Raw genomic sequence first — 26,169 nt, 5'->3', positions numbered from 1 at the left:
TACGGACGCTCTCGCGACGGGCTCCTGTACTTCGGTACAGCGCCGAGGTGGCCGAAAGTGCAGGTCCCGCATCACCGGACGTGCAGGTCCCGAGGCGGCCGCGCGTGCAGGTCCGGGGGCGGCCCGGGTGCGGGCCGCCGGCGTCCCGAGCACGACGGACGCCCCCGTGCTCGTCCGGTCGGCGACCGGAGCGCACAGGGGCGTCCGTGGAGGAGGAGGGGCGGGGTCAGGCCGTCGCGCAGCTCCCGTCGACCTCGCCGATGACGCCGTCCGTCACCGACACGACCGCGCAGTTCGGGTAGCCCCGCTGCGGCCGGTGCGCGGGGTCGAGCGCGCGGAGGATGCTCCCGAGCACCGCTCCGTGCGTCACGACCAGCACGTCCCCGTGCTCGGCCGCCGGCGCGAACCGCGCGATCGCGGCCTCCACGCGGGCGCGCACGGTGGCACCGCTGTCGGCCCGGCCGGAGGGGTCGTGGCGGTGGATCGCGTCGAGTACCGAGTCGAGACCGGCGTCGGTCATCCGCGGCCAGTCGGCGGAGGCGGGCACGTAGGAGTAGCCGTGGTCGGCGAACACCGGCTCCCAGAGCGAGGCGTTCGGCTGCCCCTCGAAGGCGCCGAAGTGCCACTCGCGGAGCTCGACCATCGGCTCGGCCTCGAGCGACGGGTGCCCGGCGAGCGCCGCCGCCGCCGTGGTGCGGGTGCGGGTGAGGTCGCTCGTGAACGCCGTGACGAGCGGCACGCCGCGCATCCGCTCGCCGAGGGCCGCCGCCTGGCGCTCGCCGCGCTCGGTCAGGGGCGAGTCGCACCAGCCCTGCAGCTGGCCGGCGACGTTGAAGAGGGTCTCGGCGTGGCGCACGAGGTGGATCGTGCCGCTCACGGGCGCGCGCTCGCGGGCGTCGTCGGGCGGGCGGGGGTGGTGCGGTGCATGCGGTTCTCCGGGGTCAGCGCGCTACTCCGGAGCGGCGCGCGCGATGTGGAGGGCCAGGAAGGCGACCTCCTCGTTGGGCAGGGCGGCCTGGTACTCGGCCGCCACGAAGGAGCGGACCCGCTCGGCGGAGGCGATCGCGCGCGGGTAGCGGGCGCTGAGGCTGGTGAAGAGGAAGTCGTCCTCGCTCTCGAGCAGGCCGCCCGAGAAGAAGCGCTCGGCGAAGTACTGCAGGTGCGCCACGAAGCGGGCGGAGCGGAGGTCGTCGCGGTCGAGCGCGGCTCCGCTGGAGTGCTGGATGATCGCGGTCACCGAGCGGATGAGCTGCACGATCCGGAGCGAGTCGATCCCGACCTTGCCGAGCTCCGCGTTGGCGAGGTGGAACGCGACGTTCGCGGCCTCGTCGGCGGGCAGCTCCACGTCCAGGCGCTCGCGCATCCGCTCGACCGCCCGCTCCCCCACCGCGTACTGCACGGGGTAGACCGTCCGCATCTCCCAGGCCAGCCGGTTGGCGACCGAGAGCCCGCGCCGCTGCCGCTCCACCGCGAAGTGCAGGTGGTCGGTGAGCGCGAGGTACACGTGCGGGTCGAGCTTCAGCCCCTGCTCCTCCGCGTCGGCGACGACCGCGCGGGTGAGCTCGACGAACTCCGGCGGGATCTGCGCCAGGAGCTCGACGAGGTTGCGCTGATCCGAGTCGTCCAGCGCCACGAACACCTGGTCGACGCTCGAGGGCTCGATCGCCTCGCCGGCCTTCGCTCCGAAGCCGATCCCCCTGCCCAGGAGCACGCGCTCGACGCCGCGCTCGTCGACGACGAGGACGACGCTCGAGTTGAGCACCTTCTTGATGGTCTGCATGCGTGTCTCCGTCGACGGCCGCGTCAGGGCTGGGGGTGGGGGTGGCGGGGCCTCTGCCCGGAGAGCCGGACGGCGCCTCCGGGCAGAGGAGGATCATCCCAGATCCGCGCCGTTGGAGGCGATGACCTTCTGGTACCAGAAGAACGAGTCCTTCCGGTAGCGCTCGGTGCTGCCGTGGCCGAGGTCGTCCATGTCGACATAGACGAACCCGTAGCGCTTCGAGATCTGCGAGCTGGAGGCGCTGATCAGGTCGATCGGCGCCCAGCTCACGTAGCCGAGCAGCTCCACGCCCTCGTCCACCGCCTGGATCATCTGCTCGAAGTGCGCGCGGAAGTAGTCGATCCGGTACGGGTCGTGGACCCGGCCGTCCTCGGTCAGCTCGTCGCGCATCCCGAGGCCGTTCTCGACGATGAACAGCGGCTTGCCGTAGCGGTCGTAGAGGTCGATCAGCGAGATCCGCAGGCCGACGGGGTCGATCTGCCAGCCCCACTCGCTCGACTCGAGGAACGGGTTCTTGACGCCGAGGACCGTGTTGCCGGGGGTGCGCTCGGCGTCGGGGCGCACGGACTCGGTCATCGACATGTAGTAGCTGAACGAGATGAAGTCGACCGGGTGCTCGCGCAGCAGCTCGACGTCGCCCGCCTCGAACGGGATCTCGACCCCGCGGCTCTCGAGCGCCCGCAGCGCCAGGCGCGGGTAGGCGCCGCCCGCCTGGACGTCGGTGCAGAGGTAGAGCATCCGCTCCTTGGCCTGCGTCGCCGCGACGTCGTCGGGGTGGCAGGTGTTGGGGTAGGTGGTCAGCATCGTGAGCATGCAGCCCATCCGCGACTCGGGCCACAGCTCCTTCAGCGTCCTCGTGACCGAGGCGGAGGCGACGAACTGGTGGTGCAGGGCCGTGTAGCAGGCCTGCTCCACGCTGCCCTCGACGGTCTCCTCGATGATTCCGCCCGAGGTGAACGGGTGGCGGATGATGCCGTCGATCTCGTTGAAGGTCAGCCACATGTCGACGAGGTGGCCGAAGCGCTCGAAGCAGGTGCGGGCGAAGCGCTCGAACAGCCCGACCGTGCGGCGGTCGACCCAGCCGTTGTGCTTCAGCGCGAGCGCGAGCGGCGGGTCGTAGTGCGAGAGCGTGACCAGCGGCTCGATCCCGAGGCGCCGCATCTCGGTGAAGAGGGCGAAGTAGTAGGCGATGCCCTCCTCGAGCGGCTCCGCCTCCTCCCCCGTCGGGTAGAGGCGGGTCCAGGCGATCGAGACGCGGAGGGTGGTGAAGCCCATCTCGGCGAACAGCGCGAGGTCGCCGGGGTAGCGGTGGTAGAAGTCGATGCCGCGGCGCTTGGGGTAGTACTCGGTGGCGTCGTCGGACATCGCCGCCGTGATGCTCTCCACCGTGTTGCGGTGGTGGATCGCGTACTCCTTCGGGTCCGCCTTCGGCTTGTAGGAGGCGACGTCGCTGACCGCCGGGCCGCGCCCGCCCTCGCGCCACGCGCCCTCGACCTGGTTGGCGGCGAGGGCGCCGCCCCATCGGAATCCGTCAGGAAGCGCCATCGGCGAGCTCCTTCTCTCTCTGCGTCACGGTCATGATCCGGTCGCCGGCGGTGATCCGCTCGGCGGCCTCGACGAGCACGGTGTACTCGGCGGAGTTGGTTACGAGCACCGGGGTCGTGGTGTCGTAGCCGGCCGCGGTGATCGCGGCCAGGTCGGCGGTGAGGAGCAGCTGCCCGGCCTCGACCCGATCGCCGACCGCGACGTGCGCCTCGAACGGCGCGCCGTCCAGCTGCACCGTGTCGATGCCGACGTGGATGAGCACCTCGACGCCGTCCGCGCGGCGGAGCCCCACGGCGTGGCGGGAGGAGAGCAGCGCGATGACCTCGCCCGCGAACGGCGCCCGGACGGCTCCGTCTGTGGGGCGGATCGCCAGCCCCTCGCCGAGCACGCCGGCCGAGAACACGGGGTCCGGCACCTCCGAGAGGGGGATGACGGAGCCGGTGAGCGGCGCCTGCAGCGCGAGCGGGCTCCCGGCGGCGGCCGCCACGTCGCCGAGCGCCTGGACGCTGGCGGAGGCGTCGTCGCGCCAGATGACAAAGGAGACGACGAACGAGACGGCGACCGAGATCAGCAGGCCGATCACGGCGTTGAGCAGGTTCCAGGGGTTCAGCCCGTCGATGAACATCGAGATGCTCGCGACGCCGGGGCTGACCAGCGCGAACGCGGCGACCTGCGTGGCGCCGATGTAGGCGCCTCCGACGACGCTGCCCGTGATGACGGAGACGAGGGCGCGCTTGTTCTGCAGCGTGACGCCGTAGAGCGCCGGCTCGGTGATCCCGAAGAGGGCCGAGAGGCCGCCCGAGAAGGCGGTGGCGCGGAGGGTCGCGCTCTTGGTGCGCAGGGCGATCGCGAGGCTGGAGCCGGCCTCCGCCGCGTTGTGGGCGAGCGAGGAGGCGAGGTAGAAGGTGTCCTTGCCCGCGCTGGCCATCGTCGCGATGGTCGGCGGGATGAACGCCTTGTGCATGCCGACCGAGATGATCAGCGGGAGCACGCCGGCCAGCAGCGCGACGGCCACCCAGCCGAGCGCCCCGTAGAGGCCGATCATCGCGCCGGTGAGCATGGAGCCGAGCCAGTAGCCGAGGGGGCCGAGCAGGAAGATCGTGGCCGGAGCGACGATCACGAGGCACATCAGCGGCACGTAGAACGTGCGGATCGGACCCCATGAGTGCTTCGTGAAGAAGCGCTCGACGACCGAGAGCAGCAGCACGGCCAGGATCGCCGGGAACACCTGGGCGTTGTAGGCGATGACCGGCACCGGGATGCCGAAGAGCGCGACGCCGCCCTCCTGGTTGAGCAGCGTCGTGAACGCCGGGAAGACCAGGACGCCGACGAGCCCGAGCGCGAGCGGCCGGTTCACGTCGAGCTTCTTCGCGCTCGTGTAGGCGACGAGCAGCGGCAGGAAGCCGAACACCGCGTCCGGGATGGCGGACAGCAGCTTGAAGTTGTCGGAGGCGGGGTCGAGCCAGCCCAGCGCCGAGGCGAGGACGAGGAACGACTTGAAGATGCCGGCGCCCGCGATGGCCGGGATGATCGGCGTGAACACGCTGACCACGAAGTCCATGATCGTCGCGCCGAGGCGCTTGAGGGACCGCGGCTGCTTCGCCTGCGCCGTCGACGTGGTGGTGCCGCCGCGCAGCTTCTCGACCGCCGCGTACATCTCGCTGACGCCGCTGCCGACGATGACCTGCGTCTGCGGGCCGGTGACGACGCCGATCACGCCGGGCACCGCCTTCAGCGCCTCGACGTCGGCCTTCGCGTCGTCCGCCAGCGCGAACCGCAGACGGGTCGAGCAGTGCTGCAGCTTCGCCACGTTGGCGGCGCCGCCGACGTGCTCGAGGATCGCCTTCGCGCTCTCCTGGGTACTCATCGGTACTCCTCCGGGTGTGTGGGGACGCGCGCTTCCCTGCGCTGTGCTGCCCGGCCGTCCGTCGCCGTCCCCGCCCCCTCCGGCACCGTCATCGGTGCTCCGGCGGAGCGTCAGGAGGCGTCCGGGCACAAAAAAAGGACCCGACGACGCTCATTACGCGTTTCGTCGGATCCTGCCTGCACGACCAGTCACATGTCCGAGAGCGACGCTAACACGGGGGTGGGTGGGGCGTCAAAGAGGGGGGTGCGCACGGCCATCGCGTATAGGGCGGTCGTTGCACCGGTGTCGGCATGATGGACACGTGGACACTCTCGACGTCGTTGCGGCGGTCATCAGCGATCGCGGCCGTATTCTCGCCTGCCGTCGGCGGGCGGACAAGGCGGCGGGCGGGCTCTGGGAATTTCCCGGCGGCAAGAGAGAACCTGGCGAAACGGCTGAAGGCGCCCTCGAGAGGGAGATCCGCGAGGAGCTGAGCGTGGAGATCGAGGTCGGCCCCAAGCTGACGTCAGACGAAACGGAGGTCGGCGCTCTCACCATTCGGTTGCACTGCTTCCGAGCCGTGGTTCGTGGCCCACGCCCCACGGAGAGCACCGACCACGACCAACTCCTCTGGCTCCTTCCGAGCGAACTCCCCGGACTGGAGTGGGCCCACCCCGATCTGCCGGCCGTTCGGCTTCTTTCCTCTACGGATCGATGAGGTCGAAGCCCTCGTCAGACCTGAACGCTGTGATGATCGAGAGGCTGCGGATGAGATCCAGCATGTCCTCTTCCGGGCGACCGGGAAGCAGGATGACGGGGACTGCCGCGTAGCCCTCGCGCTGCGCAAGATGGGCATAGTCGAGCACCTGCCCGATGGCCATGCGGACGAAGGACCGGGCGGTCGACTTCTTGGCTTCGACAATCCAGCCGCTCGATTGGACGTAGAGGTCCGGCTCGACCCGTGAGCTGCCGACCGGGAGCGTCAGACGACTGGGCGGCGTGCCGTTCTCGGTCAGCCAGAGCCCAAAGTCGGACTGCAGCTCGAACTCGATTCGGGAGACGACCCGGTCATCGAGAGGGCTGACATCCGCACCCGCGATGACGATGTCGGAGTGCTCGGGAGGCGTCCAGTCGCCGAGCGAGGCGGCGGACTCCTGTGTGCCACCGTAGGTCGGCAGCCGAGTGATGTCCGCCGCAAGCGGCAGGAGAGTGAAGATGATGCCGCGTCGCTGCGTCCCTTCGGTGTCCGGGATGATCTCCCACCGGTAGGTCGGAGTCCCTGTCGTGAAGGCACCGATATAGGTCACGCTCGTTCCCTGCACCGTGAACAGCCGAAGCACCCGCCCATCCTGCGCCGCGTCCCGGAGAGCCTTGTTGCCGCGAAGAAAAACCTGGTCACCGACCTGCCCTTCTCCCGTGTAGGAGTAGGACCCGTCCTCGCGAAGTCCCTCGAACCGGTCGTAGCCGTATCGAGCTCCCTTCGCCGGATCGGTGAAGATGAAGATTTCACGGAGCGCTCGCGGCGTCACGATCCCCTGCTGCTGCTGCCCTCCGTAGGCGCGGTGAATATCACGCCGGAGGACCTGGTCGCCCACTTCCAAGGTGAACCGACGCTCGGTGGTGTCTCGTCGAAGCAGACGGGAGCGGACAGCCTCCGCCTGCTCTTCGGTCAGATCCCACCGAGATTCCTCAGCGGGAAGAGTTCCGTAGGAGGAGCGGAGGAGGCTTCGGATTCGACGCTGAGAAACGCCCAGTTCAAGTGAGAGTGTGGCGGGAGTAACGGGAGGCATCTCGCGAGACTAGGAATGCTCGGAGCGCGTTCTGTCGAGGTGCACTCGTGTTAGCGACAGAGTTACTCATTTTGCGTAAATGCTGGACTTTGTGCCGCATAGGTCCCAGAAAAGAGGTCACGGAAGAGACCATTACTCACTATCGCCACGGTTGAAAGACCGTAATGCGGTCGCGTCTGCCGCTGCTGCGGCGCCGGGACGACCCTCCATCAGAGGAAAGAGGTTCTCCCCCTCACTCCCCGCACCCCGCCAGCACCGCCTCCGACGCCGCCCGATCCCGGGCGCCGATCCCGAGCCCGTAGTCGCTGAGCACCGCCACGAACTGCTCCACGTACCCGCAACGCAGCTCCGCGGCCGGTGGCAGCCACTCCCCCGGGCCGGCGTCGCTCTTCGCGCGGTTGGTCTGCTCGGACGCGGCGACGAGGTTCGCGGGGTCGTTCGCGAAGGCGAGGCGCTGGTCGTCCGTCCACGACCAGGCGCCGTGGTGCCACGCCCAGCCCAGGGCGACGACGTGGTCGATCTGCACGAGGCGGGACGTGTCGGTCCCGGAGACGAAGGCGACCGAGGCGCCGTCGTAGGGGTCGATCAGGGTGCCGGTGAGGACCTTGCAGTCGCGGGTGCCGGGCTTGAACACGGGGGCGAGCAAGTCGCGGCCGAGGACGTCGTTGCGGGTATCGCAGCCGTTGCGGTCGACGTCCGACCACGCCTGCCCGAAGAGGTCGCGGTCGTAAGGGACGGCGGCGGGGCCTTCGACCGAGGGGAGAGCGGCCAGCGTCGCGAGGGACGGAGCGGACGGCTCCGTTTCCGGAGCCAACGGCTCGACGTGCGCCGAGGGGCTGCTCGGCGCGGGAGCAGCGGGACTGCTCGACGCCGCAGAAGCACCGGCCGAGGAGGACGCCGCCTCCGGTCCGCCTCCTCCCGCCGTGTCCGACAGTGCGACGGCTGCGACGGCGAGCGCCGCAGCCCCCAGCAGAGCGAGGATCGCGCCGGCCCGTCGACGAGGGCGCCGGCGCACGGGGGACGTAGGCCAGTGGCGCATGATCGACCCCTCCTGCCACGAGACCCGCGATGCGGTCGACGCGACGCGCCTCCTCAGTATGCGGAGTGACCCGCTCCGGGCTCGACGGTCGGGCGGAGGGTCGGGAACAGGGGTGGCGGCCGCGCGGAGCGACGGCGTCGACGGCCGGGATCGAGCGTCGCGGAGGCCACCTCGTCGCGCCCGCGCCGTCGACCCGCGCCTGCTTGACTGCTCCCATGGAGATCTTCATCGGAGTGGTCGGCCTGCTCGGCGGGCTGGTCATCGCCGGGCTCGCGGTCGTCGCGGTGGTCATCGGACGGCGGCGGGCGGTGCCGGCATCGCTCGTCGACGTCGAGGTGCGGCTGACGCACGCCGGGGACGACTGGTGGCGGGTGGGCGCGCGGGTGCGCAACTCCGGCCGGTCGCTCGTGCCGGTGACGAGCTACAGCGACGGGCGGCCGATCTCGGTCGATCTCGGCGGGGCCGTGTCGGCGGAGTGGTACGGGTCGGCTCCCCGGTCGGACGCGTGGCGGATCGATCCGGCGGTCGGGCTCCTCCTCGGACCCGTCGCGCTGGAGCGCGGGGCCGACCTGGGGGCGACGATCGTCGTGCGCGGGCGCCCGCAGGTGCGGATCGACGCGCCGCTGCGCTACGTGCCGGTGCGCGAGAACGTGATCGAGTCGCAGACGCCGGACGCCGCTCCGGTCTGGGGCGTGTCCGAGGCCGCGGCCGCTCCGGCAGCAGCGCCGTCGTCGGCTCCCCCCGCGCCGATCCGCCCGCGCCAGCAGCGTCCGATGGACGCCGACCCGTCACGTCCCGAGCCTGAGAGCGTCCTCCGCGGCGGATTCGGCGTGTGGGCGGCCATGATCGCGGGCGGCGCAGGAGCCGTCGGCGTCGCGATCGGGATCGCCCTCGAGCTGGCCGGCGTCGAGGCGTCGGGGCTGGGCGGCGCGGGCATCATCCTGATCGCGGCCGGCTTCCTCGGCCTGGTCGGCACCCTCGTGATCCGGCTGCTGCGCCGCTGGCTCGAGCCGCCCGCCCTCTGGCGGACGCCCGCGCAGCGCCTCCGCCGCCCCGGGACGATCACCGTCCTCATCCTGAGCTACGCGGGGCTGGCGCTGTTCTGCACCGAGTTCGCGGCTCAGTCGGTGACCGGCGACACGACCTGGGTGGCCGGTGTCGCCGTGCTGATGCTGATCGCCGCACTGATCGGCATGGGACTCGTCGGGTTCCTCCGCCTGGTCGTCCTGCTCGGCGTGCGCCGCGGCTCCCGGGAGACCCCGTGACCCGAGAGGTCGTCGTCGTCGGAGCCGGCCTGGTCGGAGCGGCGACAGCCCGCGCCCTCACCGAGCGCGGCGATCGCGTGGTGCTCGTCGAGCAGTTCGAGCGGGGCCACGACCGCGGCTCGTCCCACGGCGAGACGCGCATCTTCCGCCGCGGCTACCTCGAGGACGACTACCGCGCCCTCACCGGACGGGCCGGGCGCGCCTGGGCACGGCTGGAGGCCGGGACCGGCCGCCGCCTGCTGCACCCGGTCGGCGCGATCGACCACGGCGACCCCGCCGTCCTGGCCGCCGTCGAGGCTGTCCTCCTGCGCGACGGGATCACCGTGGTGCGGATCGGGGCGGACGAGGCGCAGCGGCGCTGGCCGGGACTCCGCTTCGAGACCGACGTCCTGCTGCACCCCGAGGGCGGACGCCTCGACGCGGCGGCCGCGATCGACGCGATGCTCGACTCCGCCCTCGGACGCGGCGCCGTCCTCCGGACGCAGACGCGCGTGCTGGGCATCGAGGAGCGCGCCGACGACGTGCGCGTGCTGACCACCGACGGCGCCCTCGACGCCGACGCGGTCGTCGTGGCCGGCGGATCCTGGACGCCTCCGCTCGTGGACGGCCTCGTCCGCGCGGCCGGCCGACGCCTCCCTCCGCTGCGCGTCACGCAGGAGCAGCCCGCGCACTTCGCGACGGAGCTCCCCCTCGACTCGTGGCCGAGCTTCGCCCACCACCGCGCCGGCCTGCCCGTCGTCTACGGGCTCGCAACGCCCGAAGTCGGGGTGAAGGTGGGCGAGCACAGCACCGGAGTCGTCGTCGATCCGGACGAGCGCACCTTCGAGCCCGAGCCCGGAGCGCTCGCCCGCCTCGTCGGCTACGTCGCGGAGTGGATCCCGGGCGTGGACGCGGCGAGCGCCGCTCCGATCAGCTGCCTCTACGACAGCACGCCCGACGAGGACTTCGTGCTCGACCGCGTGGGCCGCGTGACTCTGGCGACCGGGTTCTCGGGGCACGGCTTCAAGTTCGGCCCGGTCCTGGGCGAGCTGCTCGCGGACCTCGTCGCCGGCGGAGCGGCGCGGGAGCGGTTCCAGCTGCTGCCGGCGTGAGGGGCGGGTGCGTCCGGAGGAGCGGCTTCCGACCGGGGAGCAGCGGATGGATTCCGACGCAGCAGCGTCTGCTCAGCGGCCTGCGGGGCCCGTCCCGTGCTGCTCGCGGCCGTCCGGGTCGAGGAGGACGGCGTCGTCCCAGCCGCTCGCCGCGTCCGTCGTACGGGCCTTCGCCGGCGGGCGCCGCGCGACTGCGACGACGATCAGCGCCCCCAGCATCACCAGGGCAGCGGTCTGGAGCGGCGGCGCGACCATCGCGAGCGCCTGCCGCACGTAGAGCTCCGGCGGGACCGTGATCGAGTCGCCCTGGTACTGGTTCGGCAGCAGGAGGACCACGACCGGGAGCGCGAGCACTGCGGCCCAGAGGACGACGGTGACCGCGATCGCGGCGGCCCAGAGCAGGCGGACCCGCGTCATCGGCGGGGAGCCCTCAGCAGCGGCACCACGACCGCCAGGCCGAGCGCGATCAGGCCGACGGTGAGGAACGGTCCGATCGCGTTGTCGCTGAGCACGCGGAGGTACTGCTCGGGCCCGAAGGCGCTCTGCGACGGCGAGTAGTCGTACCAGCTGTGGGAGCTGTTCCAGAGGGCGAGGAGTCCGACGAGGACGCTCACGGCGCCGACGACCGCCAGGGTTCCGGCGATGCGGCGAGTGGAGACAGCGGGGCGGGGGTCGGTGTCGGTCGCGTCGTGACGGTCACCGGAGTCGGGTGCCGCATCGCCGGGAGCGGAGTCGGGTTCGGTGGGGAGCGGGACGGTCGGCTCGGTCGGGAGTGGGACTGTCGGCTCCGCGGGTCGGGACGCGGTCGGCTCCGCGGGTGTCGGGACGGCCCGCACCGCCGCTCTCGCGCGCTCCGGAGCGGTGAGTCGGCCGGAGACTCGGGAGCCCGTCGGGCCGCCGACCGATCGCACGTCCTCGTGCTCGGGAGCGGACCCGCCGCCTCTCCGGCCGGCCGAGCGCCCGGTGCCCGCGGCGCCGCCCGACAGGAACGGGGAGCGGAGGCGCTCCTCTCCGCTGCCGCGCCGCTCGGCGCCGCGTCCGTCGTAGCCGCGCTGGAAGCCCGCGTGGTAGCGGGGGTCGGTGCCGTCCTCGTCCGTCCCCCCGCTCTCGCGTGGGGAGCCGTCCGCTCCGGTGCTCCGCGCCATGCCGTCCCCCGCTTCGTGCAGTCGGGCCATCATGTCGCACCTCGCCCGCTGCGGGGAGGTGCCGGGCGGAGCTCGGGGTGCGGTCGGCGGAGGCGGGGGTTCAGCGCCCGGCCGCGGTGGTGCGCGACGGGAGGCTGACGATCCCCGCTCCGACCAGCAGCAGGCCGATCGTCACCGCCGTCAGCGCCGGCCAGCCACCGGCTCCGACGGCCAGGCCGAGGAGCCAGCCGCCTGCGGCCGAACCCGCGTAGAAGGCGATCGTGTAGACCGCGCCGGCGTGCCCGCGGAGTGCCGGAGCCGCGCGCGCTCCCGTCCAGGTGGCGCCGGTCGCGTGCAGGGCGAAGAAGCCGGCCGTGAAGACGAGGAGTCCCGCGATCACCACGGCGACGTTCTCGGCGAGCATCACCAGCAGTCCGACGATCATCAGGGCGACGCCGATCCGCATGACGAGGCGGGGGCCGATCCGCGGCCCCCATCTCCCCGCGAGCCGGGAGGAGACGGTTCCCGCGAGGTAGGCGGCGAAGAGGAGGGAGACGAGCGCGGGCGCCAGCGCGAACGGCGGCGCCTCGAGCCGGAACGCCAGGTAGTTGTAGACCGCGACGAACACGCCGACCGCGAGGAACGTCTGCAGCGCGATCGCGACGAGCATCGGATCGCGGAGCACCTGCGCCGTCTTCGCTCGCCAGCCGCCGGGGGCCGCCTCGCGCGCGCCGCCGCCCCGGGGCGCGAGCACGGCGAAGACGATCGCCGCCGCCGCGCAGACGGCCGTCACGACGAGCAGGGCTCCGCGCCATCCGAGCGCCGCCGCGAGCGGTCCGGCGAGCAGGCGTCCGGCGGCACCGCCGATCGTGGTCCCGGAGACGTACGCCGTCGCGGCGGCCGTCGCTCCGGCGCCTCCGACCCGGTCGTGGATCGCCGCGACGGCGAGCGCCGGGACTGCACCCAGTGCCGCTCCCCCGAGGAAGCGCAGGACGAGGAGGAGCTCGAAGGTCGGGGCGACGCAGGCGAGCAGCGCCAGGACCACGGACGTGAGGACCGCGATCCGCATGGATTCGAGCCGTCCGATGCGCTCGGCCACCGAGGCCCACGGCAGCACCGAGAGCGCCAGCCCGAGGGTCGCGGCCGAGACGGTGAGCGCGGCGTCGGACGGGGCGAGGGCCCATTCCCGCGCGAGCTGCGGGAGGACGCTCTGCACTGCGTAGAGCTCGGCGAAGGTCGCGACTCCGGCGGCGAGGAGGGCGATGGTCAGCCTCCGCTGCGAGAAGGGTGCCGCTGCGCGCATCGGTCGGAGGCGTGCGGCGGTGCTCATGATTCCGACGGTAGACCGCCTACGGTTGCATGACTAATGTCCTTTCTCGTACTGTTCATGCGTTCTGGTCATGTCCGGATCTAGGGTGGTGGCGTGTCCGACGACTGGCCCGCGACCCTCCGCCTCCTGCCCCTGCTCGTCGCGGTCGCCCAGACAGGGAGCGTCACGGCGGCGGCCGCCGAGCTCGGGATCCCGCAGCCGACCGCGAGCCGGTCGCTCGCCCGGCTGTCCGCCCTGGTCGGCACCCCCCTGGTCCGCCGGGAGGGACGCGGGGTGGTGCTGACGGAGGCGGGGACCCGTCTCGCCGAGGTCGCTCAGGACGGCATGTCGGTGATCCGCGCCGGGCTCGCGGAGGTGCGGCAGGCGGGCGACGTGGAGCACGGCCGGATCGACCTCGCCTTCCAGACGCTCCTCGGGGAGAGCTTCGTGCCGGATGTGATCCGCCGGTTCCGCCGCCGCTGGCCGCAGGTCGGCTTCGGGCTCCGGCACGGCTCCCGAGCGCTCTGCCTGCGGGCCGTGGCGGAGGGCGAGTCCGAGCTGGCGATCGTCGCGGATCCGCCCGATCTCCCCGGCACCACCACGACGACTCTCTACTCGGAGCCTCTCCTCGCGGTCGTGGACCCTCGTCATCCGCTGGCCTCGCGCCGCTCGGTCACGGTCGAGGACCTCCGCGGCCTCGACCTGATCATGCTGGCGCCCGGCTACGGCCTCCACGAGTCGGCCCGGCGCCTGCTCGCCGTGGACGGCCGCGACCCGGTGCCGGCGTTCGAGGTCGGCGACTACCGCGCCGCCCGAGGACTCGCGGCGGCCGGCCTCGGACTCACGATCCTGCCGCCGAGCCCGTCCTCGGTCGACGACGACGTCCGCGAGATCCCGATCGACGATCCGGGCGCGAGCCGTGAGATCGGTGTGCTCGCCCGAGACACCGGGAACCCGGTCGTCCCCGAGTTCCTGCGGGCCCTGCACGCCGCGGCGGCCGCCCGGCGCCGGTGACCGGTGCTCGGCTCTGCTGTCAAGCACAGGAAGCGGAGGCCCTTCGTGCAGCAAGCTTCGAGAGGATCCCCCGCACCGCCAGCGACACCCCCCTCCCCCCGCTCCTGCACCACGTCACCGAGGACGGCCCCGGTCATGATCCTTCTCCGCACTCACGCCAACCGCTGGACCGCGCGCGCCCGCCGCAGCGGCGTCGTTCTCGGCATCATCACCCTGGTCTCCGATCTCCCCCGCCCGGCCTACCGGACGGTCCGCCTCGACCCGACGAGCGGCGAGCGCTTCCTGCTCCGCGACACCGCCGAGCTCGAGGAGGCCTTCGCCGTGCTCCTCGCCGGGCTCGAGCGCTCGCGCATCGCGGCCTCGGCATCCCCAGCCGAGTCGGCTCCCCCGTGCGCCCCGGTCGACGCGCCCGTCGCAGTCGAGGACGACCTCGAGGAAGCCGCCTGACCTGACGGCGTCCTTGCGGGGAGACCCTCACCGCGCATCAGGTGCCGAGCTCTCCGCCCGCCTCCTTCACACTCGACGTGTCGGATCGACGTGCCGTGACACCTCGACCGGCGGATCCGTCCTCGGCAGGTCCCGCGGACCGATGACCCGTCGGAGCCGGGCCGACCTGCGCGACCGCAGGAGAGCCCGGCGCCAGCGCGGATCAGTGCGGGCTCGGAGGTGGGGGTCGAGCGGGCGGAAGCCTCCCGCGGTCCGCTCCTCGATCAGCACGATCGTCGCGGTCGCGAGGTGCAGTCTCCGGACCGGCTCCCTCTCGGGATGCGGATGCCCGGAGCGCGTGCGGAGCTGCTGCTCCAGCTGCTCCGGGTCGGCGGACCACCAGGTGCTGACGCCGACGCGTCCATCGGGGAGAGGGAAGCGCTCGGTGATGCGGTACGGGAGGCCGTGCTCGGTCATGCAGTAGTGCCTTTCGAGGAGAGGGTCCGGGAGCCCGGGCCGCGCTGCAGCGGCCCGGGCTCCGGTTCACGAGGTGCGGGTCGAGCGACGGCGCAGCGCCGTCAGGGCGCCGCCGGCCAGGAGCAGAGCGCCGGCTCCGGCCGCGAGGGGCCCGGCCGCCGCTCCCGTCGAGGCGAGGACCGTCGGCACGAGTCCGACCGGAGGCACCGCCACCTGGGCGCAGCTGGCTCCGCCGTCGTCCGCGCACGGGTGCAGGACGGTCGTCGGATCGAAGCCCTCCGGGACCTCGGTCAGGCGCGCCCGGTTGGGGATGATCCACGCGTCCACGCCGTCGGCGACCCGTCCGGTCACGGTGAACGTCGTCGACGCTCCCGGTGCCAGAGACAGGTTCTCGACAGTCAGGTCGGACGACGCCGGGCCGCCGTCCCGGGAGATCGTGACGTCGCTCAGGTGCGCGAGCTCGGGGATGTCGGTGAGGGTCACCCCGTCCGCCGGCCGAGCCCCCTCGTTGGCGACCACGATCCTGAACCCGGCACGCCCGCCGTGGTCGACCTGATTCCCGATCGCCGTCTTCTCGATGGAGAGCCTTCCCTCGACGGGCGGCACTGGGATCTCGGCGCAGGACGAGGTCGCATCGTCAGCGCAGGCGTTCTCGACCGTCGGCGGGTCGAAGCCCTCGGGCTGGTGGGTGATCGAGACGCGGTTGGGCAGGGTCGCGGCGTCGTACCCGTCGGCGACCCGGCCGCTGACGTGCAGCGACACCTGGCCGCCGGCGGGGATGTCGAGACCTGTGACGGGCTCCGTGGCCGGCTGCGTTCCTCCGGCGCCGTTCTCGATGGTCGCCTCGAGCAGGTGGTCGAGCGTCGGGACGTCGGTCACGGTCACGTCCGTCGCGTCGACCGTTCCGGTGTTCGCCACGACGATGTCGAAGCCCGCCGTGCCGCCGTGCTCGGCGCTCGCCTGGGACGCGGTCTTCCGGATCAGGAGCGACCCCTCGCCGATGTCGTGCGGGACGGTGGCGCAGGGGTTCGCGTCGGTCCCCGTGCCGGACGAGGCGGGAGCGAAGGGCGCATCGGCGAGGCAGGCCGTGTTCGTCAGCGCGCGGTCCCCCTCGCCGGTCACGATCACGTCGAAGGTCAGCTCGGCCGTCGCCCCGACCGGCAGGCTGCCGGCCGCCCAGGAGATGCGGCCCGTCTCCGCGTCGATCGTGGCCGTGCCCTGCGAGGCGCGGAGGGAGCCGGAGTCGAGCTCGGCGTCGTCGAGCACGCCCTTGTCGAGGTAGTCGATGACGGCGGCGTCGGAGTAGTCCCCGGTCCCGTCCGAGGTCAGCGTCACCCGGTAGGGCACGCGGGCGCCGCGGAGCAGCGGAGTGGCGGAGTCGACCGACGAGGTCTTCGCGATGGTCACGTGCGGCGCGAGCGGATCGAGGCGTGCGACCGCGACCGCACCGTCCGAGCCGTAGGCCCAGTCGTCGATCGCCCGCAGGTCGCCGTAGGAGCCGTGCACCGAGTCGTTGGCGTTGGGGATGCGGCCTCGCCCGGAGTCGTCGCCCTCCCAGCGGTGCACCCCGCCGGACGAGTCGGTGCCGCCGTCGCCGGACGTCACCGCGGAGGTGCCGGAGTACCGCTCCGAGTTCGATCCGGCGAGGAGCGAGTCGTCCCAGTGGACCATCGACGGGTCGTCGCCGCCGCCGGTCGACCTCACGACGGACACGCCGCCGGCGGACGTCTCGGCGTCGACCCGCGTGAAGTGGAACTCGTTCGTGCGGCCGATGGAGGCGCGGAAGGTGACGTCGGGGTCGGTCACGTCGACCGTCCCGCCCTTCGCGTCCCGTCCGTCCCAGTCGACCGAGAAGGGACCGGTCGTCCCCGCGATCCGAGTGAGGTGCACGTCGCGCTCGCCGTCGTAGGAGCCGTCCCCGTCCGCATCGACGTCCACGACGACGGTGCCCGGCTGCGTCCCCAGGACGCCGGTCAGCGTGCCCGCGTCGGAGCCCGCGGTCGACCGGCGGAAGGCGAGGCCCTCGATTGTCGGCGCCTGGTAGGCCGGAGCGATCGACTCCGGCAGGTCGGACGACGGCGGGTCCAGGAAGAGCTTGTAGGTCTGCAGGCCGTCGATCCCGGAGCGTCCGGACGCCTGCACGTACTGCGCCCCGATGCCGCCCGCCTCGCTCGACTGCGGCATGGGGACCGAGAGGTAGGACGGATCGGACGACCCGACCTTCACGTTGCCCTTGTTCGTGGCCTGGACCGTCGAGGCGACCCCGTCGTAGCCGCGCAGCCCCAGCTCGTAGCGGGCGCCCGTCTCCGTGACGGCGTGGAGCGTGAAGGAGGAGCGCCGCTCCTCGGGCGAGGAGTAGGACTCCTTCGCCCCGGACTGGATCGCATAGGAGTCGGACCAGACCCGGCCCGCGACCGCCGCGCCCCGCGCGTCCTGGACGCCGATGCTCCAGACGAGGTTCACCGGCGCCGTCACGTCGTCGTCGGACACCCGGATCTGGAAGATCCCGGTCTCGTCCGCCACGAACGAGCCGCCGGCGGACACCGAGGGCGCCGCTCCGGGCGCGAAGTCCTGCTCGTCGAGGACGGCTCCGCCCGGAGCCGTCACCCGGGCGGTACCGCCGCCGGTCTCGCCCTCGCCGGTGCCCGAGCCCGCCTGGAGCGGGTGGAGGTCCACCCGGAGCGTCTCGCCCTTCTGGACCCAGGCCGAGACGGTCGTCACGCCGGCGTTCGTCGCGCCTCCCTGCAGGAGGGTGTTCTCGATCGTCGTGTGAGGACCGTCGGCGGCGAGGGCGGGCGGCGGCGCGAGGCCTCCGCCCAGCAGCCCGCTCACGAGCACGCAGCCCGCCGTCGTGCCGACCAGCGCTCGCGCCGTCCGCGCTCGGGGTCGTCCGCGCTCGTCCCGCCCCGACTGTTCCGTTCGACTCATCCGATGTCCTCTCCTCTGCCGACCGAGCGCACTGCGTCGGCGGCGACCGTTCAGCCCCACGGAAGGAGAGTATTGCTCGGTTCGACGTCACCGCGGGCGGGACGGCTGCATCCGTGGAGAACGGCGCGAGATGGGCGCTGTGGAGGAGGAAACGGCGCGCGAGAAGAGCCGAGCGGCGTGCTCGCGACGGGTGATCGCGGAGCCTGCGCGGAGTGACCGCGAGCGCGGGCGAGGACTGATCGCGGATGCGGGCGGAAGACGGTCGGCGCCGTCGACGGCGCGAAGAGGCGTCCTGCGAGACGGAGGACCGGCCGTTCCGTCGCCCCGCGCTCTCCGGGAGACCGACGCCGACAGCCACCGGAACGAGCGACCGTTAAAACGAGAACGGCCCGCCGAAGCGGGCCGTTCTGCTCTGTCTCAACCAGAGTGCGCCCGGAGGGATTCGAACCCCCAACCTTCTGATCCGTAGTCAGATGCTCTATCCGTTGAGCTACGGGCGCAGTCCATCGCGTGGGCCAGAGGCGCACGCAACGAGGTACGACTATACATGCCGGGAGCCCCCTCCGCGAATCGGCGGCGGCGGCGCAGACGGCTCCGTCTCGGGACGCCGCCGCAGCCACGAGAACCCAGGCTCCGTCGCGGTGTCCCGGAACGCGCCGCAGAGCCTCCGACGGGCGGATGCCGCTGCTCCCCCTCACGGCGTACCGTGGGCTCATGGAGGCCGCCGCGATCGAGCTCGTGGGCTTCGTCGTCTCTCCGCTGCACCGCTACGAGGGCCGCCCCGCCGATGGCCCGGTGCCGTCCGAGGGCAACGAGCAGCCCGAGCGGATCGAGATCCGCGCAGGCCTCGGCATCGTCGGCGACCGCTTCTTCGCCCAGCGCGCGCACCGCCCCGCGGCGATCACGCTCTTCGCGGTCGAGACCCTCGAGCACATCGCCGCCGAGCTCGGCGCAGGGCCCTTCGACCCCGCCGACGCCCGCCGCAACATCATCGTCCGCGGCGCCGACGTCGATGCGCTCGCCGGCCGCACGTTCGCGATCGAGCAGGGCGGGGAGCGGATCGAGTTCCAGGGCGGACGACCAGCGAACCCCTGCGCCTGGATGGACGTCGTGCTCGCCCCCGGGGCGTTCCGGGCGATGCGGAGGCGCGGCGGCGTCCGGACCGCTCCTCTGACGAACGGCGTCCTCCACACCGGGCCGGCCCGTCTGATCCTCCACAGGTCGGACGACATGCTGATCTGAGCCCGGCGGCGAGCGCCTAGGCTCGCAGCGACCGACTCCCCCGATCGAAGGAGGCCCCGTGCTCCGCCCGAGCGACCTCCTCCCCACTCTCGCCACGACTCTCCGGCGCGGAGTCCGCGACGTCTTCGCGACCACGCGCTCCCGGGGGCGGGATCCTCACCGCCGCACCCGCAGCACCGACGTCTCGGTCCAGCGCGTGCACCATCGCGACGTCTGGGCGCGGGTGAGCACGGTGGGGCGCGACGGCGAGCGCACGTTCGTCCTCGTGCCGGGGATCGGAGTCGCGGCCACGTACTTCGAGCGCCTCGCGCCCGCGCTCAACGAGTTCGGTCCGGTGCACGCCCTCGATCTGCCGGGGTTCGGCGGCGTGCCGCACCCGATCGACGCGCGGCGCATGGACATCGGCGACTACGCCGAGCTGGTCGGCGCGGTCATCGACGAGCTCGGCCTCGACGATCCCGTCGTCCTCGGCCACTCGATGGGGACGCAGGTGGTGGCCGAGCTCGCCGCCCGCCGTCCGGAGCTGACCACCATCGTCCTGCTCGGACCCGTGATGAACCGGCACGAGCGCCGCCTCCCGACCGCCGCGCTCCGCTTCGCCCAGTCGAGCGTCCGCGAGCCCCTCAAGGTCGCGATCCTCGCCGCGGGCGCCTACCTCCTCTGCGGACCGCGCTGGTTCTCCCGCGTGCTGCCCGAGATGATGCACTACCGGATCGAGGAGACCGTCCCCCGGATCCGCGCGTCCGCCCTCGTCATCCGCGGCGAGTTCGACCGGCTCGTGCCGCGCGAGTGGGCGGAGGAGATCGCCCGGTCGATGCCGCACGCGCGGGCCTGGGAGATCCCCGACGCCTCCCACTCCGTGATGCACGCGCACGCGGAGGAGGTCGCCCGCCTCTGCGTCGAGCACGCGCGGGCGCCGCAGCCCGACCGGGACGAGGCCGCCCTCCGCCGCTACCCCGACTCGGAGGTCGACCACTCCGAGGAGGACGCGCCCACCGAGGACCCGATCGGCGCTCTCCGGGGACGCATCACCGAGCTGGCCGGGATCCTCGTGGACGACGACTCCCTCATCGCCGAGGGCAAGACCCTCCACGCCGAGGCGAGCGATCCCGAGGCACTGCACCAGGTCGCTGCCGACCCGGGCGACGGCGAGCTCGTCGAGGGCGGCGGACCGAGGAAGGACGGCGAGCAGGACGGCTGACCACCACAGGCCACCACGACCCGCACGTCGCGCGGCGTGAGACGCCGAGCGCAGCAAGAGCAGCCCTCCCGCCGACGCCACTCGGCGCCCGCCCGTCAGGACTCCGCGCCGACGATCTCCTCGCGGATGCGCCGCAGGTCCTCGGCGAGCGCCCCCAGCAGGATCCAGTGCTGCGGATGCGGAGTCGCGATCACGAGCGGCGCGGTGAGAGCGGGCAGCTCGTCCGTGATCGCCTCCGGCTCGGGAACGTCGACCGACGACTGCACGAGGAGCCGCAGATCGTGGGCGGCCCGGTGCAGCTGGACGGCGATGTCGGCGATCGTCGGCTCCCCGACGAGCTCGTCGTCGTAGAGGTCGTGCACGGTCCGCGTCATGCCCCGGACCCGGGTCACGATGCGCCCCAGCCGCGGGACGACGGAGTCGAGGGCCAGCAGCCGGTCGCGGTGGGAGGAGCGGCGCGGGTTGAGGCGGAGGGACTCCTCGCCGGTCGCGATCGCGTCCTCCGCCTTGCTCTGCATGGTCTGCAGCAGCCGGGCGTTGATGAGCAGCTCGTCGAGCCGGCGGCGCGGGACGGGGGCCTGGAGGGCGTCGCCGAGGTCGTCGAGGGCAGCGGCGAGCTGAGCGGTGAGGTCTCCGATCGCCCGCTCGGCCGGTGCCAGCACGACCGGAGGGACGATGAGCACGTTGATGACGACTCCCACCGCCGCGCCCAGCAGGGTCTCGAGGATGCGGTCGAGCGCGTAGTTCGGCGTGACCGCGCCCACCGAGAGCACGAGCATCGCGCTGATCGGGATCTGCACCGCGGAGGCGGGGGTCAGGCGCACGGCCCACCCGACGGCGATCGCGGCCACGATCGCGAGGAGAACGATGATGCTCTCGCCGCCGAGAACCGTGCCGATCACTGATCCGACGATCACGCCGATGATGACGCCGACCGAGCGCTCGAGGGCCTTGGAGAACGACTGGTTGATGCTCGGCGCGACGACGAGGAGCGCGGCGATCGCGCCGAAGACGGGCAGCGTCCCCGGGAAGACGACGCCGGCGAGGAGCCAGGTGACGACCGTGGCCGCCGCCGTCTTGACCAGCTGCAGCACCGGCGGCCGCGTCGGCACGGTGAAGCTCGAGGTCAGGCGCATGGGACCACGGTAGCGAGCACCCGCCGCCTCGCGGTCCCCGCGCGCATCACCGGCTCGCGGCCGCCTCGACGCTCGCGAGCACCGCGCGGAGCGAGCGCGACGCCTCCGCCCGCAGATCGGCGGGCACCCCCGAGAGCAGCACCCGCTCGGCGTCGAGCACCTCGGGGAAGGCCCGGTCGACCAGCTCCTCCCCCTCGCGAGTCAGCGTGATGAGCGAGCCGCGCCCGTCCGCCGGGTTCGCGGCGCGCCGCACCAGGCCCCGCCGCTCCAGCGAGTGCACGCGCTTGGTGATCGCGGGAGCGGAGGCGAGGGCGATCGTCCGGAGGGTCGTCGGCGACTGCGGAGCGCCGGCGCGACGCAGCGTGGAGAGCACGTCGAACTCGCCGCGGGTCAGCCCGTGGGCGGCGAGCAGCTCCTCCGTCGCCCGCACGATCAGCGCGGAGGCGCGGATCACCCGCCCGACGACGTCGACGGCGGAGGTGTCGAGCTCGGGCCGCAGCACCGCCCAGCCCGCCCTGATCTCGTCGACCGCGTCGCCCGGCTGGCTTTCAGACTGATTCACACGTAAAGTATATCTGCTTCACCCGTGAAACACTTCTCCGGCCGCCGCCGCTCGGACCCCGATCAGAGGACCCGATGGCCGCCACCCCCGTTCTGCCCCACCCCCGCGAGCTCCTCGCCTTCGGCCCGCACGCCGGCGCCCATCGCGTCGCCCTGCGCGCCGGCGTCTCGATCGCCGTCCCGCTGCTCGTCCTCTGGGCGCTCGGCCGCACCGATCTCGCCCTCTACGCGACCTTCGGCGCCTTCACGACCCTCTACGGTCGCCAGCACACGCACCGGCCGCGCCTGCTGATGCAGCTGTCGGCAGCCGCGTTCCTCGTCACCACCGTGACCCTCGGCACCGTCGTCTCCCTCTCTCCTCACCGCGACTGGCTGATCATCCCCGTCGTGGTCGCCGTGACCGTCGCGGCGGCCTACCTCAGCGACGCCCTGCACTGGCACCCGCCCGGCCCACTGTTCCCGGTGTTCGCCGTCACGGCGTGCGCGTCCGTCCCGTCCGAGCCCTCGCGGATCCCGCTCGCCGTCGCTCTCGCCGCGGGCTCCGCCGCCTTCTCGCTCGTCGTCGGCCTGAGCGGTCTCGCGCTCCCCCGCGCACGCCGCCTCGCCCCGACGCCGTGGCGCACCTCGTTCCGCGCAGCGGCGGCCCGTCCGGCGACGCGCGCCGCCCTGCTCCGCTTCGGGACCGTCGTCCTGGTGGCGGGCACCGTCCCGACCGCGACGGGCCTGGGCCACCCCTACTGGGCGATGGTCTCCGCCGTCGCAGCCGTCTCAGGAGCGGACGCCGGCGCCCGGCTCGTGCGCGCGGGACACCGGATGCTCGGCACGATCGTCGGAGTGCTGATCGCGGCCGCGCTCCTGGCCCTGCCGCTCTCCCCGCTCGCCGTGATCGTGGTGGTGGTGCTCCTCCAGATGACCGCCGAGCTCGTCGTCGGCCGCAACTACGGCCTGACCCTCGCCTTCGTCACTCCGCTCGCGATCCTCATGGTCGAGCTCGCGCATCCCGTCGACGAGCTCGTGCTGCTGCGCGACCGGGCGCTCGAGACCGCGCTGGGCGTGCTCGTCGGAGTCGTGGCGACGCTCCTGACCCACGCCGCCTCGCAGCGCTCGCGCTCCCGCTCCTAGGCTCAGGAGGATGGACCGCACGATCCCCGCTGTGCTCGCCGAGATCACGGCGGCCGTCGCCGAGGTGCGCGACGTCGCACGGTCTGAGCAGGACGGCGCGCGGGCCCGCGTCGCGGACCGGCTCGACGAGCTGTTCGCCGGAGCGACGACCCGCCGAGACGTCCGGGCGGCGGCCGCCGACGCGCTCGGGCTCTGGGGCGGGGCGGGCTCCTTCTCGAACGTCGGCTCGGCCGAGGCCGACCACGCGATCAGGCGCCTGTACCGGGCCCTACGCGCCGGCCGCTCCTGGCTGCTCCACACCGGCTGACCCGCACGTCGCGACCGCCGGAGCTCGCCGGGAACGACGAAGGCCCCCTGCTTCCGTGGAAGCGGGGGGCCTTCTCGTTGGCGGTACCGGTGGGATTTGAACCCACGGTGGACGCAAGCCCACACATGTTTTCGAGACATGCTCCTTCGGCCGCTCGGACACGGTACCGGGGTCGAGTGTACGCGACGGCCGGAAGTCGCGCCAATCGAGAGGACGGGCCGCCGTCAGGCGGGGAGGAGGAAGCCGAGCACGCGGTCCCACTCCGGGATCGCGAGCAGGTGGCCGCGGCCGGGCACGACTTCGAGGCGGGAGTCGGGCAGCCGCGCGGCGTACCACTCGGCGTGGCGGCGGCCGGCGACCGCGTCCTCGGCGCCGTAGAGGAGGAGCGCGGGCGGCTCGGCGGACTCGACGGCGAAGCCCCACTCCTGCACGCCGTAGCCGATGAGGTCGGCGGCCATGCCGAGGGCGCCCTGGGCGGCGGCGCGCTCGAGCATGCGCGAGAGGCGCTCGCGGACGCCGGGGGTCTCGACCACCGCGGTGTCGGCGTCGCCGGAGCCGAGCATCCCGAGCAGGGCGTCCGGGGCGGGGGTCGGGCCGAAGGCCCCCTCGAGCGTGCGGGTGAGCGCGCGGACGGCCTCGTCGAGCGGAAGCTCGGCCAGGCGGGCGAGCTCGGCGCGGTTCTCGTCGCCGACCCACGGCACGGCAACGTCGGGAGCGGGCGTGCCGATCACGGCGACTCGCTCCACGAGGCCGGGGTAGTTCGCGGCGAGCGCGAGGGCCACGCGGCCTCCCGCCGACCAGCCGGCGGCGCTGACGGAGGCGATGCCGACGGTCGCGAGGTACTCGGCGATGTCGGCGGCGGCCTGCTCGGGGCTGGCTCCGACACCCGCTCCGGCGGGGTCGAGGTCGGTCAGGAGGGAGGAGGCGCCGTAGCCCGGGCGGTCGAACGAGAGCAGGCGCACCCCGTGGCGCGCGGTCGCCTCCGGGTCGGGGTCGAAGTCCGAGGAGCCGGGAGCGGGATGCGCCAGGACGACGACCCGCTCGGCGCCCTCGGGGCCGGACCAGCTGACTCCGAGCGGGCGGCCGGACTTGAGGACGTGCACTGTCGAGGGCATGTCCCCCAGTCTCCCGCAGACGTCCGACGCCGACGGAGCGGCGCTCGGGGCTGAGTCGTTCTCCGAGGCGCGATCCTCCGCCTCCGCCCCTCCGCGACGACGCTCCTCCACAGACGGCTTCCACGAGACCTCTCCCCGGGCCTGGCGCGCCCCGCTCCCGGCGTCGGTGGTCGACGGTACTGTCGAAGACACGTTCGAACGAGCGGCGGTGTCGGGGGTCCCCCGTAGCGTCGCGCTCGTCCCCCTCCTCCGCCCCGAAAGGACCTCATGGCCTCCTCGAAGACGCGCACCGCCCCGTACCGCTGCTCGGAGTGCGGATGGACGACCGCGAAGTGGGTAGGCCGATGCGGCGAGTGCCAGCAGTGGGGCTCCGTGATCGAGAGCACCGAGCGCACCGGCCTCGTCCGTGCGGTCGCCGCTGTGGCTCCGGCCGCCGGCCGCATCGCGCGGCCCATCACCGAGATCGAGACCACGTCGGCGGCGCACCGCCCCACCGGCGTGGGCGAGCTCGACCGCGTGCTCGGCGGCGGGATCGTCTCCGGCGCGGTCGTGCTGCTCTCGGGAGAGCCCGGCGTGGGCAAGTCGACCCTCCTGCTCGAGGTCGCGAGCCGCGCCGCGGCCGAGGGCCAGAGGGTCCTCTACGTCAGCGCGGAGGAGTCGGCCGCGCAGGTGCGCATGCGGGCCGAGCGCACCGGCGCGATGCACGACAGCCTCTTCCTCGCGGCCGAGACCGACCTCGCCACCGTGCTCGGCCAGATCGACGAGGTCCGGCCGGACCTGCTCATCGTCGACTCGGTGCAGACGGTCGCGAGCGACACCGTCGACGGCCTGCCCGGCGGTCCCAGCCAGGTCCGCGAGGTCGCCGCGACCCTCATCCGCGTCTGCAAGGAGCGGGCGCTCCCCCTCGTGCTCGTCGGACACGTCACGAAGGACGGCTCCATCGCGGGGCCGCGCCTGCTCGAGCACCTGGTCGACGTGGTCTGCCACTTCGAGGGCGACCGGCAGACGGCGCTGCGCTTCGTCCGCTCGCTCAAGAACCGCTTCGGCCCGACGGACGAGGTCGGCTGCTTCGAGATGACCGCCGAGGGCATCGCCGAGATCCCCGACCCGAGCGGTCTGTTCCTCAGCCGCACCCGCTTCCCCACCCCGGGCATCTGCGTCACGGTCGCGATGGAGGGACGCCGCGCGCTCCCCGTCGAGATCCAGGCGCTCGTGATCGCGAACGACGGCGAGCACCCCCGCCGCGTCACGAACGGAGTCGACGCGTCCCGGGTCGCGATGATCCTCGCGGTCCTCGAGCGGCAGGCGGGCATCCCCCTGCGGCGCTGCGACGTCTACGTGTCGACCGTCGGCGGCGTGAAGCTCATGGAGCCGGCGGCGGACCTGGCGATCGCGGTCGCCATCGCCTCCGCCCACGCCTACACGCCGCTGCGGCCCGGGATCGCCGCGTTCGGCGAGATCAGCCTCTCGGGAGACATCCGGCCCGCCTCAGGAGCGAAGCAGCGCGCCTCCGAAGCGACACGACTCGGGCACTCCTCGCACCTCGACTCCAGCGCCTTCACCCTCTCGAGCGCGATCACCCACGCGCTCGTCCCCGTTCCCGAGCGCATCCGTCCGGAGCGGGTTCCCACGCACTGACGGCCGCGTCCCCGGCACGCTGCACAGGCACCCGTCCACCGCTCGGAGCCGCGGGTGCCCCCGTCCACCGCATCGTCGAGCATCGACAACGGAGGCGAACACCGGCTCCGTGGGCACTTCCCGACAGCTCCCGGCGACCACCGCACGCGTCCGCTCCGCCGCGGCCGCCCGTCGCAGCCTGCCCCTAGACGCCGCCCCCGCCGCCGCTCGAGG

General features: G+C 72.9%; 23 protein-coding genes and 2 tRNA genes. 10 read left to right on the top strand and 15 right to left on the bottom strand.

The annotated features are described in order from the left end of the window. Positions 1–226: 226 nt before the first annotated feature. The 4 genes from C5C25_RS03335 to C5C25_RS03320 form a co-directional block, all read right to left on the bottom strand. Positions 227–877: a histidine phosphatase family protein gene (locus C5C25_RS03335; protein ID WP_104249727.1), complete on the bottom strand. Its 651-nt coding sequence runs from the start codon at positions 875–877 to the stop codon at positions 227–229. Positions 878–949: 72 nt separating this feature from the next. Then, on the bottom strand, positions 950–1,780 hold the full coding sequence (locus tag C5C25_RS03330) for a PRD domain-containing protein (RefSeq protein ID WP_104225973.1): 831 nt from the start codon (positions 1,778–1,780) through the stop codon (positions 950–952). Positions 1,781–1,873: 93 nt separating this feature from the next. Next, the gene (locus C5C25_RS03325; protein ID WP_104249726.1) at positions 1,874–3,325 is read right to left on the bottom strand and encodes a glycoside hydrolase family 1 protein; all 1,452 of its coding nucleotides are present in this window, start codon (positions 3,323–3,325) and stop codon (positions 1,874–1,876) included. Then, positions 3,312–5,192, bottom strand: coding sequence for a beta-glucoside-specific PTS transporter subunit IIABC (locus tag C5C25_RS03320; RefSeq protein ID WP_104249725.1), 1,881 nt, complete (start codon positions 5,190–5,192; stop codon positions 3,312–3,314). The genes C5C25_RS03325 and C5C25_RS03320 overlap by 14 nt, the downstream gene beginning before the upstream one ends. A 301-nt stretch (positions 5,193–5,493) precedes the next feature. On the opposite strand from C5C25_RS03320, the gene C5C25_RS03315 reads away from it, so the two are divergent. Further along, complete coding sequence (locus C5C25_RS03315) at positions 5,494–5,889, top strand: (deoxy)nucleoside triphosphate pyrophosphohydrolase (protein WP_104249724.1); 396 nt, start codon at positions 5,494–5,496, stop codon at positions 5,887–5,889. Here the strand turns inward: C5C25_RS03315 and C5C25_RS03310 are convergent. Together C5C25_RS03310 and C5C25_RS03305 are read right to left on the bottom strand one after the other, a co-directional pair. Continuing rightward, positions 5,876–6,766, bottom strand: a complete 891-nt coding sequence (locus tag C5C25_RS03310; protein ID WP_258069323.1) for a hypothetical protein — start codon at positions 6,764–6,766, stop codon at positions 5,876–5,878. The genes C5C25_RS03315 and C5C25_RS03310 overlap by 14 nt on opposite strands. Positions 6,767–7,193: 427 nt before the next feature. Next, entirely contained in the window at positions 7,194–7,775 is a 582-nt protein-coding gene (locus tag C5C25_RS03305) for an HNH endonuclease family protein (protein WP_258069322.1), read from the bottom strand. Positions 7,776–8,215: 440 nt separating this feature from the next. On the opposite strand from C5C25_RS03305, the gene C5C25_RS03300 reads away from it, so the two are divergent. Further along, positions 8,216–9,265: a hypothetical protein gene (locus tag C5C25_RS03300; RefSeq protein WP_104249721.1), complete on the top strand. Its 1,050-nt coding sequence runs from the start codon at positions 8,216–8,218 to the stop codon at positions 9,263–9,265. After that, complete coding sequence (locus tag C5C25_RS03295; RefSeq protein ID WP_104249720.1) at positions 9,262–10,356, top strand: FAD-dependent oxidoreductase; 1,095 nt, start codon at positions 9,262–9,264, stop codon at positions 10,354–10,356. The genes C5C25_RS03300 and C5C25_RS03295 overlap by 4 nt, the downstream gene beginning before the upstream one ends. Before the next feature lie 72 nt (positions 10,357–10,428). Here C5C25_RS03295 and C5C25_RS03290 read toward each other — a convergent pair whose 3' ends face one another. From C5C25_RS03290 to C5C25_RS03280, 3 genes are all read right to left on the bottom strand, one after another. Further along, positions 10,429–10,773, bottom strand: coding sequence for a hypothetical protein (locus tag C5C25_RS03290; RefSeq protein WP_104249719.1), 345 nt, complete (start codon positions 10,771–10,773; stop codon positions 10,429–10,431). Further along, complete coding sequence (locus tag C5C25_RS03285) at positions 10,770–11,534, bottom strand: hypothetical protein (protein WP_146079418.1); 765 nt, start codon at positions 11,532–11,534, stop codon at positions 10,770–10,772. Before C5C25_RS03285 ends, C5C25_RS03290 begins: the two co-directional genes overlap by 4 nt. Positions 11,535–11,601: 67 nt before the next feature. Beyond that, entirely contained in the window at positions 11,602–12,810 is a 1,209-nt protein-coding gene (locus C5C25_RS03280) for an MFS transporter (RefSeq protein ID WP_104249717.1), read from the bottom strand. Positions 12,811–12,903: 93 nt separating this feature from the next. On the opposite strand from C5C25_RS03280, the gene C5C25_RS03275 reads away from it, so the two are divergent. Together C5C25_RS03275 and C5C25_RS03270 are read left to right on the top strand one after the other, a co-directional pair. After that, positions 12,904–13,803 carry a LysR family transcriptional regulator gene (locus C5C25_RS03275; protein WP_104225991.1) on the top strand — a complete coding sequence of 300 codons (900 nt, stop codon included), beginning with the start codon at positions 12,904–12,906 and terminating at the stop codon, positions 13,801–13,803. 135 nt (positions 13,804–13,938) lie between these two features. Further along, on the top strand, positions 13,939–14,250 hold the full coding sequence (locus tag C5C25_RS03270) for a hypothetical protein (RefSeq protein ID WP_104249716.1): 312 nt from the start codon (positions 13,939–13,941) through the stop codon (positions 14,248–14,250). A 522-nt stretch (positions 14,251–14,772) separates the two neighbouring features. Here C5C25_RS03270 and C5C25_RS03260 read toward each other — a convergent pair. Further along, entirely contained in the window at positions 14,773–17,634 is a 2,862-nt protein-coding gene (locus tag C5C25_RS03260; RefSeq protein ID WP_146079417.1) for a DUF11 domain-containing protein, read from the bottom strand. Between the two features lie 427 nt (positions 17,635–18,061). Next, positions 18,062–18,134, bottom strand: a tRNA-Arg gene (locus C5C25_RS03255). 214 nt (positions 18,135–18,348) lie between these two features. On the opposite strand from C5C25_RS03255, the gene C5C25_RS03250 reads away from it, so the two are divergent. Both C5C25_RS03250 and C5C25_RS03245 read left to right on the top strand, forming a co-directional pair. Then, the gene (locus C5C25_RS03250) at positions 18,349–18,876 is read left to right on the top strand and encodes an MOSC domain-containing protein (RefSeq protein WP_104248232.1); all 528 of its coding nucleotides are present in this window, start codon (positions 18,349–18,351) and stop codon (positions 18,874–18,876) included. A 58-nt stretch (positions 18,877–18,934) separates the two neighbouring features. Further along, positions 18,935–20,077 (top strand): alpha/beta fold hydrolase, encoded by a 1,143-nt coding sequence (locus tag C5C25_RS03245; protein ID WP_181027267.1) that lies wholly within the window; start codon positions 18,935–18,937, stop codon positions 20,075–20,077. Positions 20,078–20,172: 95 nt separating this feature from the next. Here C5C25_RS03245 and C5C25_RS03240 read toward each other — a convergent pair whose 3' ends face one another. Both C5C25_RS03240 and C5C25_RS03235 read right to left on the bottom strand, forming a co-directional pair. Beyond that, positions 20,173–21,213 (bottom strand): aromatic acid exporter family protein, encoded by a 1,041-nt coding sequence (locus C5C25_RS03240; protein ID WP_104249714.1) that lies wholly within the window; start codon positions 21,211–21,213, stop codon positions 20,173–20,175. A 46-nt stretch (positions 21,214–21,259) separates the two neighbouring features. Next, positions 21,260–21,775, bottom strand: a complete 516-nt coding sequence (locus tag C5C25_RS03235; RefSeq protein WP_104225997.1) for a MarR family winged helix-turn-helix transcriptional regulator — start codon at positions 21,773–21,775, stop codon at positions 21,260–21,262. 74 nt (positions 21,776–21,849) lie between these two features. Between C5C25_RS03235 and C5C25_RS03230 the strand changes: the two genes are divergently transcribed. Then, positions 21,850–22,896, top strand: coding sequence for an FUSC family protein (locus tag C5C25_RS03230; RefSeq protein ID WP_104249713.1), 1,047 nt, complete (start codon positions 21,850–21,852; stop codon positions 22,894–22,896). Positions 22,897–22,906: 10 nt separating this feature from the next. Next, positions 22,907–23,203, top strand: coding sequence for a hypothetical protein (locus C5C25_RS03225; protein WP_104248056.1), 297 nt, complete (start codon positions 22,907–22,909; stop codon positions 23,201–23,203). Between the two features lie 78 nt (positions 23,204–23,281). Here C5C25_RS03225 and C5C25_RS03220 read toward each other — a convergent pair. Then, a tRNA-Ser gene (locus C5C25_RS03220) sits at positions 23,282–23,371 on the bottom strand. A 56-nt stretch (positions 23,372–23,427) separates the two neighbouring features. Beyond that, the gene (locus C5C25_RS03215) at positions 23,428–24,318 is read right to left on the bottom strand and encodes an alpha/beta fold hydrolase (RefSeq protein ID WP_104249712.1); all 891 of its coding nucleotides are present in this window, start codon (positions 24,316–24,318) and stop codon (positions 23,428–23,430) included. Positions 24,319–24,585: 267 nt separating this feature from the next. On the opposite strand from C5C25_RS03215, the gene radA reads away from it, so the two are divergent. Further along, complete coding sequence (gene radA / locus C5C25_RS03210) at positions 24,586–25,956, top strand: DNA repair protein RadA (protein WP_104224086.1); 1,371 nt, start codon at positions 24,586–24,588, stop codon at positions 25,954–25,956. The last annotated feature ends 213 nt before the right edge of the window (positions 25,957–26,169 follow it).

This window comes from Rathayibacter sp. AY2B9 (assembly GCF_002931595.1).
Classification (GTDB): domain Bacteria; phylum Actinomycetota; class Actinomycetes; order Actinomycetales; family Microbacteriaceae; genus Rathayibacter.
This window is presented reverse-complemented; position numbering and strand designations above follow the sequence as displayed.

Bases quoted from the DNA above. Each gene is read 5' to 3' on its own strand.
- C5C25_RS03330 (WP_104225973.1), bottom strand. From the start codon at position 1,780: ATGCAGACCATCAAGAAGGTGCTCAACTCGAGCGTCGTCCTCGTCGTC.
- C5C25_RS03325 (WP_104249726.1), bottom strand. From the start codon at position 3,325: ATGGCGCTTCCTGACGGATTCCGATGGGGCGGCGCCCTCGCCGCCAAC.
- C5C25_RS03320 (WP_104249725.1), bottom strand. From the start codon at position 5,192: ATGAGTACCCAGGAGAGCGCGAAGGCGATCCTCGAGCACGTCGGCGGC.
- C5C25_RS03300 (WP_104249721.1), top strand. From the start codon at position 8,216: ATGGAGATCTTCATCGGAGTGGTCGGCCTGCTCGGCGGGCTGGTCATC.
- C5C25_RS03290 (WP_104249719.1), bottom strand. From the start codon at position 10,773: ATGACGCGGGTCCGCCTGCTCTGGGCCGCCGCGATCGCGGTCACCGTC.
- C5C25_RS03285 (WP_146079418.1), bottom strand. From the start codon at position 11,534: ATGATGGCCCGACTGCACGAAGCGGGGGACGGCATGGCGCGGAGCACC.
- C5C25_RS03280 (WP_104249717.1), bottom strand. From the start codon at position 12,810: ATGAGCACCGCCGCACGCCTCCGACCGATGCGCGCAGCGGCACCCTTC.
- C5C25_RS03270 (WP_104249716.1), top strand. From the start codon at position 13,939: ATGATCCTTCTCCGCACTCACGCCAACCGCTGGACCGCGCGCGCCCGC.
- C5C25_RS03260 (WP_146079417.1), bottom strand. From the start codon at position 17,634: ATGAGTCGAACGGAACAGTCGGGGCGGGACGAGCGCGGACGACCCCGA.
- C5C25_RS03250 (WP_104248232.1), top strand. From the start codon at position 18,349: ATGGAGGCCGCCGCGATCGAGCTCGTGGGCTTCGTCGTCTCTCCGCTG.
- C5C25_RS03240 (WP_104249714.1), bottom strand. From the start codon at position 21,213: ATGCGCCTGACCTCGAGCTTCACCGTGCCGACGCGGCCGCCGGTGCTG.
- C5C25_RS03230 (WP_104249713.1), top strand. From the start codon at position 21,850: ATGGCCGCCACCCCCGTTCTGCCCCACCCCCGCGAGCTCCTCGCCTTC.
- C5C25_RS03225 (WP_104248056.1), top strand. From the start codon at position 22,907: ATGGACCGCACGATCCCCGCTGTGCTCGCCGAGATCACGGCGGCCGTC.
- C5C25_RS03215 (WP_104249712.1), bottom strand. From the start codon at position 24,318: ATGCCCTCGACAGTGCACGTCCTCAAGTCCGGCCGCCCGCTCGGAGTC.
- radA (WP_104224086.1), top strand. From the start codon at position 24,586: ATGGCCTCCTCGAAGACGCGCACCGCCCCGTACCGCTGCTCGGAGTGC.